General features: G+C 68.3%; 7 protein-coding genes. 2 read left to right on the forward strand and 5 right to left on the reverse strand.

Annotated features, from left to right (window positions below; genetic code table 11):
* Positions 1-29 precede the first annotated feature (29 nt).
* Entirely contained in the window at positions 30-419 is a 390-nt protein-coding gene (locus N5095_RS00525) for a thioredoxin family protein (protein WP_267619884.1), read from the forward strand.
* Positions 420-433: 14 nt separating this feature from the next.
* Here the strand turns inward: N5095_RS00525 and N5095_RS00530 are convergent, their stop codons facing one another.
* Complete coding sequence (locus N5095_RS00530; protein WP_267619886.1) at positions 434-3,478, reverse strand: FAD-binding and (Fe-S)-binding domain-containing protein; 3,045 nt, start codon at positions 3,476-3,478, stop codon at positions 434-436.
* A 113-nt stretch (positions 3,479-3,591) separates the two neighbouring features.
* Between N5095_RS00530 and N5095_RS00535 the strand changes: the two genes are divergently transcribed.
* Positions 3,592-4,875 carry an MFS transporter gene (locus N5095_RS00535; protein ID WP_267619888.1) on the forward strand — a complete coding sequence of 428 codons (1,284 nt, stop codon included), beginning with the start codon at positions 3,592-3,594 and terminating at the stop codon, positions 4,873-4,875.
* Positions 4,876-4,882: 7 nt separating this feature from the next.
* Here the strand turns inward: N5095_RS00535 and N5095_RS00540 are convergent, their stop codons facing one another.
* From N5095_RS00540 to N5095_RS00555, 4 genes are all read right to left on the reverse strand, one after another.
* Positions 4,883-7,564 (reverse strand): cation-translocating P-type ATPase, encoded by a 2,682-nt coding sequence (locus N5095_RS00540; RefSeq protein WP_267619890.1) that lies wholly within the window; start codon positions 7,562-7,564, stop codon positions 4,883-4,885.
* An 85-nt stretch (positions 7,565-7,649) separates the two neighbouring features.
* A complete protein-coding gene (gene thrS / locus N5095_RS00545; RefSeq protein ID WP_267619892.1) occupies positions 7,650-9,578 on the reverse strand; it encodes a threonine--tRNA ligase in 1,929 nt (642 codons plus the stop codon).
* Between the two features lie 97 nt (positions 9,579-9,675).
* On the reverse strand, positions 9,676-11,025 hold the full coding sequence (locus N5095_RS00550; RefSeq protein ID WP_267619894.1) for a restriction endonuclease: 1,350 nt from the start codon (positions 11,023-11,025) through the stop codon (positions 9,676-9,678).
* Between the two features lie 143 nt (positions 11,026-11,168).
* Positions 11,169-12,566 carry an FAD-binding oxidoreductase gene (locus tag N5095_RS00555; RefSeq protein WP_267619897.1) on the reverse strand — a complete coding sequence of 466 codons (1,398 nt, stop codon included), beginning with the start codon at positions 12,564-12,566 and terminating at the stop codon, positions 11,169-11,171.
* Positions 12,567-12,616 lie beyond the last annotated feature (50 nt).

The following is a 12,616-nucleotide window of genomic DNA, read 5'->3' on the forward strand; positions in this document are numbered from 1 at the left end:
TAACCCGCCGCGTCGGCTACGGGCGAGCGATGAGTGCCGACGGCCGACTGGAGACGATGGAACCGAACCCGACCTGGGACGCCGCGTCCTACGAAGGCGTCGTAGACGTCCTCGGGCGCGAGGACCTGACGTACAGGGTGTGGGGCGGCGACTGGTGTAAGGACTGCCGGTCGCAGCTCCCGGACTTCGGCGCCGCCCTCGACGCCGCGGGCGTCCCCGACGAGCGAATCGAGCACTACCCCGTCGAGAAGGCCGAGGACGGCTCGAAGGTCGGCCCGAAGGTCGAGGAGTACGGGGTCGAGTTGATTCCGACGGTGGTAGTGGAACGGAACGGCGAAGAGGTCGCCCGTTTCGTCGAAGAGGCGACGTTCCCGATTCCCGTCTACCTCGCGGAGCGAATCGGCGAACTGGACGACTGAAGCGGCTCTCTACCTCACTCCGCATCCGGCGGGAGCGCCGACGCCAACACCTGCACCGGATGTCTCGGGGACTCCTCGCCCGCCCGGTCGCCGAGTTGCGTCCGGCACGACGCACCCGGCGCGACGACCGCGTCGCCCGGACTCGCGTCGACCTGGTCGAAGAGAATCGAGCCGATGGCCTTCGAGAGTTCGAAGTGCTCGGTCTCGTAGCCGAACGACCCCGCCATCCCACAGCAGGTGGAGTCGAGTTCGTCGACCGCGAAGCCGACCGCTTCGAGCACCCGCGCCGCGTGGTGCTCCCGGCCGAGCGCCTGCTGGTTGCAGTGGCCGTGGTAGGTGAGCCGGCGATTTCCTGTGTCGAAACCGACACCGTCGACGACGCCGTGCACACTAATGAACTCCATGGCGCTATAGCAATTCGCCGCGAGCGGGGCGACCCGGTCCGCCCCGAGCAGGTCGGCGTACTCGTCCTGGAACATCGTCGCGTCTGCGGGTTCCGGACAGACGACGGACCAGCCGTCGGCGACGAGCGGGGCGAGGGTCTCCCGGTTGTGCTCGGCGCGTTCGCGGGCGAGGTCGAGGAAGCCGTTCGAGTAGGCCGCCCGTCCGCTCGGCGCCGCGTCGGGGGCCATCGCGACGTGGACGCCACACGCCTCCAGCACGCGGACGGTGGCTTTCCCGACCGCGGGCTCGACGTAGTTCGAGAAGGTGTCCGGAAAGAGGAGCACGCGGTGGTCCGCGTCGCCGGGGTCGACCCGGCTCCCCCGTCGGTCGAACCACGTCTCCAGGGACTCGTCGGCGAACGTCGGCAACGAACGGTCGGCCGCGATTCCGAGGAGCCGTTCGAGCAGGGGTCGGGCGCCCGGGAGCGTCGGCGCCGCGTTGGCGACGGGGGCGAGCCGGCTCCCCCACGCGGCGAGCCGGTCGATGTCGGCGAAGAGGCGGGAGCGGAGCGAGGTTCCCTCGCGTTCGTGGTACCGGTGTTTGGCCTCGGCTTTGAGCTTCGCGAGGTCGACGCCGGTCGGGCAGTCGCTCGCACACCCCTTGCAGCCGACACAGAGGTCCAACACCTGTCGCTGGAACCGGTCCGTGTACAGCTCGTCTTCGGGGAGGTCGCCGCTGATGGCGGCCCGGAGGAGGTTCGCGCGACCGCGGGTGGTGAGCAGTTCCTCGTCGGTGGCGCGGTAGGTCGGGCACATCACCTCGGAGCCGGTCTGCCGACAGGTGCCACAGCCGTTGCAGAGTTCGACCAGTTCGGAGAAGCCGCCCTCCTCGGAGAAGTCGAGCGTCGTCGACTCCTCCAGCGAGGCGTACTCGGGGCCGTACCGGAGGTGGTCGCGCATGTCCGGTCGGGTCCCCCGCGTGTCGCTGTCGGCACCCCCATCCCGAAAGACGACCTTCCCCGGGTTCATCAGCCAGTTCGGGTCGAAGGCGGTCTTCAGCTCCCGGAACGCCCCCCAGAGGTCGGGGCCGTACATCTTCGGGTTGAACTCGGTTCGGGCGAGGCCGTCGCCGTGTTCGCCGGAGAAGGCGCCGCCGTGGTCGAGCACGAGGTCGGTGACGGCGTCGGTGATGGAGCGCATCGTCTCGATTCCGTCGCCATCCTTGAGGTTCAGGATGGGCCGGATGTGGAGCGTCCCGGCGCCGGCGTGGGCGAAGTACGCGGCGGACGTGTCGTGGTCGTCGAGGACCTCCTCGAACTCGGTGACGTACGCGGCCAACTCCTCGGGCGGGACGCTCGCGTCCTCGATGAACGGGTACGGCTTCGGGTCGCCGGGGAGCGACATGAGGAGCGGAATCGCGGCCTTCCGGAGTTTCCACAGCCGGTCCTGTGATTCGGGCGTGAACGCCTCGACGACGTGGTACGCGTCTCCGGCGTCGACGAACCGCTCGGTGGCACCGTCGACGGCGACCCGGAGGTCGTCGTGGACCTCGCCGTCGAACTCCAGCATCAGCGCGGCGGCGCAGTCCTCGGGGATGGGTTCTGCGTAGTCCGCGTACTGGCTCGACTCGCGGGCCAGCCGGAACACCTCGTCGTCCATCAGTTCGACCGCGCTGGCGTCGCAGTCGAGCGCGGGCGGGACGGCCTCCATCGCGCTCACGAGGTCCCGAAAGCAGTAGCAGGCGAGGGCGGTCTCTTCGGGCCGCGTGACGAGCGAGAGTTCGGCCTCGACGACGACGCCGAGCGTTCCCTCGGCGCCGACGAAGAGTTTCGAGAGGTTGATGACGCGCTCGCCGTCCTCCGTTCGGTAGACGACCTTGTGCAGGTTGTACCCCGACACCGACCGCTTCAGCGTCGGATACCGGCGTTCTATCTCCTCGGCGTGTCCCTCGACGAGTCCGCGAACCGTCCGGTAGAGGTCGGCCTCGCGGTCGTCCCTCCCCACGATGCGGTCCCACTCCTCGGAGTCGAGGACGACCTCGCGAGTGTGGAGCAGGGAGCCGTCGGCGAGGACGACCCGGAGTTCCTCCGTGTAGGCGTCGGTGATTCCGTACCTGACCGAGTGGGCGCCGGTGGAGTTGTTGCCGACTCCGCCGCCGACGGTCGCCCGGTTCGAGGAGGCGGGGTCCGGGGCGAACTTCAGGCCGTGGGGTTCGAGCGCGGCGTCGAGGTCGTCCTGAACGACCCCCGGCTGAATCCTGGCGCGACGGTCCTCGGGGTCGATTTCGAGCACGGAGTCGAGGTGTTTCGAGCAGTCGAGGACGACACAGCCGGGGCCGACGGCCTGTCCCGCGAGCGACGAGCCGGCACCGCGGGGGAGTACCGGGACGTCGTGTTCGGCGGCGACCCGGACCGCCGCCTGCACGTCCGCGACGGACTCTGGGAGCACGACGCCCGCGGGCCGGGCGCCGTAGACGCTCCCGTCGGTCGCGTACAGCACCTGACTGTACTCGTCGAAGCGCACGTCGCCTGCGACCTCGTCCCGGAGCTCCGCGGCGAGGTCCCGATACGCCTCGTCGTCGGGTCGGCCTCCCTTCCGCCCCGCCGTTCGTCTCCCCGTGCCTCGGGCGACGCTCCGAGTCACCCCCTCTCCTGTCGAGCGGCCGTCGGATGCCATCGACGGAGTCTCGGACCGGACCGACAAAGTTCTGTGGGGGACGGTACCGAGGAACACGTCGTGTCTCCGGCCGCAAGGGCAACCGCTTTCCGACCCATCGTCGGAGGGGGAGTGTGGACCGCTCTTCGCTCCGCTTTCCGGCGCTCTATCTCACCCGTTTCGCCGGCGGCTTCGGCTTCATCACGCTCGTCACCCTCCTGGGAAAGTACATCACCGAACTCGACCCGTCGGCGACCGTGGTTCCGCTGTTGGGAATCACCCTCTCCGCCGGATTCGTCATCGGGATGTTCACTACCGGGTTCACCCTCGCTCAGACCGTCGCGGTCGTCCCGCTCGCCTGGGCTGGTGACCGGTACGACAAACGGCTCGTGCTCCTGGGCGTGATGCTCCTGGGGGTCGTCGCCTACGCCGTCTTCCCCTTCGTCGACACGAGTTGGGGGTTCGTCGGCGCTCGCGCCCTGCAGGGGGTCGCCGTCACCGGGATGGGGCTGATGTCGCTGTCCCTGGTGGGCGAACTCTCCGAACTGGGCACGCGCGCGAACCACATCGGGAAGGCGAACTCGGCGCGCTTCGCCGCCGCGATTCTGGGGAGCGTCGCCGCCGGCGGGCTGTACGAGGCGTTCGGCTTCTCGCCCGTGTTCTCGCTCATCGTCGTCGTCCTCCTCGTGGCGGTCGGCGGCGTCGTCGCCCTCGTCCCGCCCGACGACAGCCGCGTCCACGGCTTCCCGTTCTCGGACCTCGCCCTGAATCGGCGCATCCTCGCCATTACCGGGTTCCGGGCGCAGTACGCCGTCGCGGTCACGCTCGTTCGCACCTGGGTGCCGCTGTACGCCACCGTCGCCGCCGCCTCCGGCGGCCTGGCCTACGGCGCGCTCGCCGGGAGCGCCACCGTCGTCGCCGAGAAGTTCACCAACATGCTACTCCAGCCGTACACCGGAAGCCTCTCCGACCGGGTCGGGCGGGCCCCCTTCGTCGCGTTCGGCGGGGCCGCCTACGGCCTCGTCGCGCTCGCGGTGCCGTTCTCACCGGCGGTCGGCGAGGCGCTCGGCGCGCCGACCGCCCTTCCGGTCTTCGAGAACCTCGGTCCCGCCTTCCTCCCCCTCGTGGCGTTCTCCGGCCTCCTCGGCGTGGCGGACAGCTTCCGCGAACCCGCCAGCATGGCGCTGTTCGCGGACGAGGGCACCGACGAGGGCGGCGTCGCCTCCAGCTTCGGGGTCCGCGAACTGGTGTGGCGCCCCGGGAGCGTCGTCGCCCCCCTTCTCGGCGGGTGGCTGATGACCGGCGTCGGGATGGCGTGGGTGTTCTGGGTCGGCGGCGCGGCGGCCATCTCGGGTGTCGTCACGTTCCTCGCCGCGCTCGTGTACCTGTACGGGCCGAGCGCGCTCACCGAGTGGTAGTGGGGCCTCAGTCTTCTGAACTAGCCGGGCGGGAGAGCCGCCGCGTCGCCAACGCCGTCAGCGCGAACAGCGGCGCCGCCGCCACGAACGCCCCGGCGAGCAGGAGCCAGTCGGTCACGGCGAGGGGGACGACCCCGAAGTACGCTCTGGCGGGGGTGTAGAGCACCGCGAGGTGGAGCGCGAACGCGACGCCGACGGCGGCGAACAGCCAGCGGTTCGACAGGCTCCGCGCCCGGCGCGTCCAACGCACGACGAACAGCTTCCCGAACTCGAAGACGACGAAGCCCGTGAACACCATCGTCACCGCGTACGGCGTCGCGGCCGGGGCGCCGTCGAGCGAGAGCCACATCACGCCGAGCATCGCCACCGTCGTCGTCAGCCCCGCCCCGGCGACGAACGTCAGCGCGTCGCGGCCGACCACGGGGTCGTCGCGCGAACGGGGTGGGCGCTCCATGACGTCGCCGCTCTCGGGGTCGACGCCGAGGGCGAGCGCCGGCAGGCCGTCCGTGAGGAGGTTTATCCACAGAAGCTGGACCGCCGGGAGGATGAGGTAGCCGAACAGGGAGGCGACGAGCACGAGCAACACCTCGGCGACGTTCGCCGAGAGCAGGTAGACGACGAACTTCCAGACGTTGTCGAAGATGGCCCGACCCCGCCGGATGGCGCTCGCGATGGTCGCGTAGTCGTCGTCGAGAAGGACCACGTCGCTCGCCCCCTTCGCCACGTCGGTGCCGCGGACGCCCATCGCGACCCCAACGTCGGCGGCTTTCAGCGCCGGCGCGTCGTTGACGCCGTCGCCCGTCATCGCGACGGTGTGGCCGGCCCCCTGGAGCGCTTCGAGGATGCGGACCTTGTGACTCGGCGTCGTCCGGGCGAACACGGTCGCCTCCTCGACGAGGGCACGGCGTTCCGCTTCCCCCGCGGCGTCGAGGTCGGCGCCGGAGACGACCCGGCCGTCCAGACCGAGCGTGCTCGCGATGGCCGCCGCGGTCCGCGCGTTGTCGCCGGTGACGACCTTCACGTCGATGCCGGCGCGCCGGGTCTCGGCAATCGCGTCCCGCGCCTCGGCCCGCGGCGGGTCGCGCATCGCCTGGAGGCCGACGAAGACGAGGTCCGATTCGAGTCCGTCCGGTCCGTCGGGGGCGTCGGCCTCGACCGCACGGTACGCGAACCCGAGCACCCGGAGCGCCTCGTCGGCGAAGGCGTCGACCTGCGCTTCGACCTGCGCTCGCGTCCCGTCGTCGAGCGGGGCGACGCCCTCGGCGCCGAGCACGCGGTCGGCCCGGTCGAGCACCGTCCTGGGGGCGCCCTTGACGGCGACGAACTCGTCGTGGACGGTCGTCATCAGCCCCCGGTCGGCGGAGAACGGGACCTCGTCGCGGCGGGGGTGGCGCCCTCTGACCGCGGCCGGGTCGAGACCGGCGCGCTCGGCGGCCTCGACGAGCGCCCGCTCGGTCGGGTCGCCGTCGTCGACGGTCGCGTCGTTGCAGAGGACGCCGACGGTGAGGAGACGGGCGAGACGGTCGTCTGCCGCGTTCGGGTCGGAGTCCGGGCCGGGTTCGACACCGTCCGGGTCGACGACGCGGTCGGGCACCCACAGGCGGTCGACGCGCATCCGGCCCTCGGTCAGGGTGCCCGTCTTGTCGGTGCAGACCACGTCGACCGCGCCGAACGACTCGACGACGGGGAGCGACCGAACGAGGGCGTCCTCGCGGGCCATCGCCCGGACGCCGACCGCGAGGGTGAGCGTGACGACCGCCGGGAGCCCCTCCGGCACGGCCGCGACGGCGAGCGAGACGGCGGTGAGGAGGGCGGTCACCGGTTCGGTGCCGCGCAGGAGGAGAACCGGCAGCAACGCCGCACAGACGACGAGTACGCCGAGTCCGAGCCGGCGACCGAGCGCGTCCACGTCGCGCTCGAACGGCGTCTCCCGCTCGGTGACGGCCCCGAGCTCCACCGCGATGGCGCCGACCTCGGTGTCCATCCCGGTCGCGACGACGACGGCGACCCCCGACCCGCGGGTCACGTCGGTCCCGCGGAAGACGACGTTGGTGCGCTCGGCGAGGTGGGTGTCCGTCGGGAGCGTCCCCGTCGCCTTCTCGACCGGGACGCTCTCGCCGGTGAGCGCCGACTCGTCGGCGCCGAGGCCGGCCGACTCGAGCAGTCGCGCGTCGGCGGTGACGCGGTCCCCCTCCGAGAGCAGGAGCACGTCGCCGGGGACGAGGTCGGCGGCGGGCACCTCGCGCTCCTCGCCGTCGCGTCGCACCTTCGCCGTCGGCGCCGCCATCGCCGCGAGCGCCCCGACGGCTCGCTCGGCGCGGTAATCCTGGACGAAGCCGAAGAGGCCGTCGGCGACGACGATGCCGAGGATGAGTCCGGCGTCGACCGCGTTGCCGACCCAGACCGAGAGCAGCGCGGCGCCGACGAGCACCCACGTCAGCGCGTCGGAGAACTGCGCGAGGAGGATGGACAGCCGGGAGCGACCGCGGTCGGCGACGAGTTCGTTCGGGCCGAACCGCTCCCGGCGGCGGGCCGCCTCGGCGTCGCTCAGACCGCCGGCGTCGGTGTCGAGGGTGGCGAGGAGCGTGTCGGCGTCGACCGCGTGCGGGGCGTCGACCGCGCCGCCGAAGTCCGGGTCCGGGCCGGTGTCGGCTCCGGGACCGGCCTCGCCCGTGGGAGCGGGTTCCACACGGACACCTGTCGGTCGAAGCTAAAGAAGGTAGTAGCCGCGGGGGCGGCACGGACGGGGAACGGACCGGCCGAAGGCGACCCGACTACGCCTCGTCGACGAAGTCCGGCTCCGTCCGCTTCTCGGCGCGCTCGGCTTCGAGGTGGCGGCGGAACGCCTCGAGTTCCACGTCGTTCGACTCGCGCTCCTTGCGGTCGCGGACCGACACCGTGCCGGCCGACTCCTCGTTACCGCCGACGATTAGCATGTACGGGACGCGGTCGTCGTGGGCGGCGCGAATCTTCCGGCCGACGGTCATGTCGCGGTCTTCGACCTCGACGCGGAAGTCGCCGAGTTCGGCGGCGACCGACTCCGCGTACTCGACGTTGTCGTCGCTGACGGGGAGGATGCGCACCTGCTCCGGCGCGAGCCACAGCGGGAACTTCCCCTTGAAGTGTTCGACGAGCACCATGAAGAAGCGCTCGTAGCTCCCGTACAGCGCGCGGTGAATCATCACCGGACGGTGTTCCTCGTTGTCCTCGCCCGTGTACGTGAGGTCGAAGCGCTCGGGCATGTTGAAGTCGAGTTGGACCGTCGGCCCGTCCCACTTGCGCCCCAGCGCGTCCTCGAAGCCGAAGTCTATCTTCGGCCCGTAGAAGGCGCCGTCACCCTCCTCCACGTCGTAGTCGATGTCACCGTCGTCGAGGACGGCGCGGAGTTGTGACTCCGCCTGCTCCCAGATTTCGTCGCTCCCGACCGACTTCTCCGGGCGCGTCGCGAGCGCCACGTCGGCGTCGAGGTCGAACGTCTCGAACACCGTCAGGATGTTGTCGATGATGAGGTTGATTTCGGCCTCTATCTGGTCCGGGCGGACGAACAGGTGGCCGTCGTCGATGGTGAACGACCACACCCGCGAGAGCCCCGAGAGCTCCCCGCGCTGTTCCTTCCGGTACACCTTCCCGTCCTCGAAGTACCGGACCGGGAGGTCGCGGTACGACCAGGCGTGCTGGTCGAAGATGGTCGCGTGGCCCGGACAGTTCATCGGCTTCAATCCGTACTCCTCGTCGTTCACGTCGAGGAGGAACATGTCGTCGACGTAGTTGTCGTAGTGGCCCGACTTCTTCCAGAGCTCCGTGCGGAAGAGGTGGGGCGTCTCGACGGGGTCGTAGCCGGCGTCGAGGTTGAGGTCCTTCGCGTAGTCCGCGAGTTCGTCGAGGATGCGCTTCCCGTTCGGGTGGTAGAGGGGGAGGCCCGGACCCGTGTCCTTCGCGATGGAGAACAGGTCCATCTCCTTGCCGATCTTCCGGTGGTCGCGCTCTGCGGCCTCCTCGCGCATCTCGAGGAAGTCGGCGAGGTCGCCCTCCTCCTCGAACGCCGTGCCGTAGACGCGCGTGAGTTGGTCGTTCTCCTCGTCGCCGCGCCAGTACGCCGACGAGATGTTGAGCAGTTTGAACGCGCCGATTTCGCCCGTCGACTCGACGTGCGGGCCCTGACAGAGGTCTTCGAACTCCGCCTGCCTGTAGAAGGAGACGGGGTCCTCGTCGGCGGCCTCGGTCTCGAGGATGTCCTGCTTGTAGGGGTTGTCCTCGTACACGTCGAAGGCCTCCTCGCGGGAGCGCTCGAAGCGCTCGATGTCGTAATCCTCGGCGACGATGTCGGCCATCTCCTCCTCGATGTCGTCGAGGTCCTCACGGTCGAGGTCGACGTTCGTCACGTCGTAGTAGAACCCATCGTCCGTCGACGGGCCGATGGTCAACTTGGCGTCGGGGTGGAGACGGAGCAGCGCCTGGGCGAACACGTGGGCGGCGGAGTGTCGCAGGACGCGGAGATACTCCTCGGAACCGTCGGTGACGATGACGAGGTCGGCGCCGTCGTGGACCGGCGTCGCCTTGTCGACGAGGTCGCCGTCGACGACCCCCGCGACGGTGTCGCTCCCGAGACCCGGACCGATCTCGTAGGCGACGTCCTCGACCGTCGACCCCTCCGGGACGGAGAGCACCGACCCGTCGGGAAGGGTGACTTCGATTTCGCTCATAGGAAAGCGGAATCGAGGGACCGGGATAAGTGTTGTTGAGACGGGTTAGCGCGAGGAGCGTTGCGAGTTACGCGGTCGTGAACGCTACTGGAGAAGGTCAGAACATCCCGATGGCGAACACAACCATGACCAGCATCATCAGCGCCGTACTCGCCACGAGCGGCTTGTTCTCCATCAGCTTCAGATGCGCCGGTCGCTCCTCGTACTCTTCTCGAAAGGTTTCGAGGTTGTCTCGGTCGTAGAAGTAGCGTTTTCTGAGCGCGAATCGGTCCGTGACCGCACAACCGGTGCAAACCGGCTCATCCTCGACCCGTTCGGTCTTGATATGGCGACGGCAGTTTATGCTCCCACAGTTGTCGCAGTACGTGTGTTTCAGCAGGGTCCCGTCACAGTGAACACAGCGGCCGATTCCGTTCTCGACGGTCTGACGGGACGGCCCTGCCGCGTAGTACTCAAGAGAGTATTCGTAGTCTTTTAGCTTCGTCTGCGAACGAATCCGCGGTACGTAGAGAGGCGAAATCGAAGAGACCGAGATGTCCGACAGATTCGGAACACACTCTTTCTCGTAGTCGACGTTGTTGTCCCCGGTGTACTCGACGGTGGTCGTGTGTTTTCTCTGTAGATGGTCGACGACCCACTCTTTGTAATCCGTCTCAGTCTGGCCGAAGTGGTTCGTATGCGTGCTAGCGAAGACATCCACGATTCGGCGGTCGTCTACGCCGACTGTATGTTGCCCGCCATCGGCAACCAACTGTTGAATCGTCTCGTCGGCAGCCTGTGGCGTAGTTCCGTCCGCTCGAAGCAGTAACTGCGTCCGCTCGTTCACCTGGTGGATGACGCCGACGGATGTTTCGAAGCGGGCGTTCGTCTCGGCATCGATAAAGACGACGGGCTCGAATTCGACCGTGGAATCCACCTCGGATAGCTTCCGGGCGTCAAAGTTAGCCACCTTCTGGAACGCCTCCCGGACCGGCGACTCGATTCCGCCGGCGGGGTCTATCGGTCTGAGTGTCTGGTCGCACAGAATCTCGATACGTCCGTTGTAAAGATTCAGCCCGACGTCTTCAGCTAAACCCCGGAGGTCGTTGCCGTCGATAAGTTCGATGTCTGTTCCGTCTCCCTGATTCCGAAGCCTCTGTGTGTATTCCTTCGCTTGGTCGGTGAAGCTCCCCGTGGTGACAATCATTCCCCGCTTCGGTCCATCGAAGTCGTAGGTCGTAATCGCGGAGTGAAGCTTCTGAACGACCGGACGACCGACCCGGTCTTGGTGCTTGCACTCGACCACGATGCCTCGTTGTCGGCCGTCAACCCGCTCTTCCATCAGGATATCGCGGCCCTCGTCTCCGGTTTTCTCCGACTGTCGGACGTTCTGATAGCCCAATTTGCGAAAGACGTCCTCCATAACGTCCTCGAATTCGAAGCCGGACAAGTCATCTAAAATGGTCATGAAGTGAACAGAATGTCACCACATATAATTTCTTCCAAATATCACTCGAACCGAGCCTTACAATCGGAGCGCGTCGGAAAGCTGACCGAAGCTCTCGGCACGTCTAACTCAGCTGAGACCGAGAAAAGTAAACTCAGAGCGAACTATACGGCCGGCTTCACGTTCTGGTTCGCGCGGAACACGTTCTCCGGGTCGTACTTCGCCTTGACCTCGGCGAGACGCTCGTAGTTCCCGCCGTAGGCGCGGGCCTCCTCGCCGGTCCCCTCGCTGATGAAGTTCACGTAGGCGCCGCCCGTGGCGAACCCCGCCATGTGGTCGAAGAACTCCCGCGCCCACGCGACGCACGCGTCGTCCATCGTCGGGTCCTCCCAGCGGGTGTGGACGTTCATCACGAACTCGGCGTCCCTGTGGGGGTAGGCGGTCGCGTCAGCCGGGACGCGGTTCGCCGCCCCGCCCATCCGAGCGACGAATATCTCGGACTGCGGGGTCGGCAGTCGTTCGGCGTACTCGACGATAGCGTCGATGCAGTCGTCGGTCACTTCGGTGAAGTTGTGGGACTTCCAGTAGTTGCGGGCGCCCTCGAGCAGTAGCGGGTCGAACGCCTGCTGCCACTGGGCGTAGCTGTGGGGCCCCACCACGTCGGCGATGGGGTCGCCGAACGAACGCAGCGGTTCGAGCAGCCGCTCGCCCTCGGCGAGGTCGCCGACGTAGCACGGCATGACGGCGAGCACCTTCTCGCCGTGGTACGCGTCGGGGATGAAGGGAAGCGGCGGCGCCGTCATGCTGTTCACCCACACCGTGCACTCGTCGGGGAGGTCGGCCACGAAGTCACGCCAGTGCCGCAACACGGCGGGCGCCTGCTCGTAGGGGTAGATGACCAGCCCGGAGAGAACCTCGGGGCCGACCTCGTGGAGGTCGAACTCGAAGGCGGTGACGACGCCGAAGTTGCCGCCCCCGCCGCGGACGGCCCAGAACAGGTCCGGGTTCTCCGCCTCGCTGGCGTGGCGGAGTTCGCCGTCGGCCGTGACGATGTCGACCGACCGGAGGTTGTCGACGGTGAGGCCGTACTTCCGGCTGAGCCAGCCGAAGCCGCCGCCGAGGGTGAGCCCGGCGATACCGGTCGTGGAGTTGATGCCCGTGGGGGTCGCGAGCCCGAACGCCTGTGTCTCGTGGTCGACGTCCCCGAGCGTCGCACCGGGACCGACACGGGCCGTCATCGCGGTCGGGTCGACGCGAACCGAGTTCATGAGCGCGCAGTCGACGACGAGGCCGTCGTCACAGACGGCGCTCCCGGCGATGTTGTGTCCGGCGCCCTTCACCGCGAGGTCGAGACCGTTGTCGCGAGCGAAGTTGACGGCCGCGATAACGTCCGCCGCGCCGGTCGGGCGGGCGATAATCGCCGGCCGTCTGTCTACCATCGCGTTCCACACTGATCGGGCCTCGTCGTACCCGTCGTCGCCGGGGCGCAAAAGCGCCCCCCGGAACGTCTCGCTGAACCCGCGCAGTACCTCGTCCCCCACTCGTCGCTGTCCGACTGCCATGGAGTTCCTCCGATGGTAGAACGCGACGCAGCCGCATAACCGCCAGTCAC

Origin of the sequence: Halobium salinum (genome assembly GCF_026586625.1) — an archaeon.
Lineage (GTDB): Archaea > Halobacteriota > Halobacteria > Halobacteriales > Haloferacaceae > Halobium > Halobium salinum.

Bases quoted from the DNA above. Each gene is read 5' to 3' on its own strand.
- N5095_RS00525 (WP_267619884.1), top strand. From the start codon at position 30: ATGAGTGCCGACGGCCGACTGGAGACGATGGAACCGAACCCGACCTGG.
- N5095_RS00530 (WP_267619886.1), bottom strand. From the start codon at position 3,478: ATGGCATCCGACGGCCGCTCGACAGGAGAGGGGGTGACTCGGAGCGTC.
- thrS (WP_267619892.1), bottom strand. From the start codon at position 9,578: ATGAGCGAAATCGAAGTCACCCTTCCCGACGGGTCGGTGCTCTCCGTC.
- N5095_RS00550 (WP_267619894.1), bottom strand. From the start codon at position 11,025: ATGACCATTTTAGATGACTTGTCCGGCTTCGAATTCGAGGACGTTATG.
- N5095_RS00555 (WP_267619897.1), bottom strand. From the start codon at position 12,566: ATGGCAGTCGGACAGCGACGAGTGGGGGACGAGGTACTGCGCGGGTTC.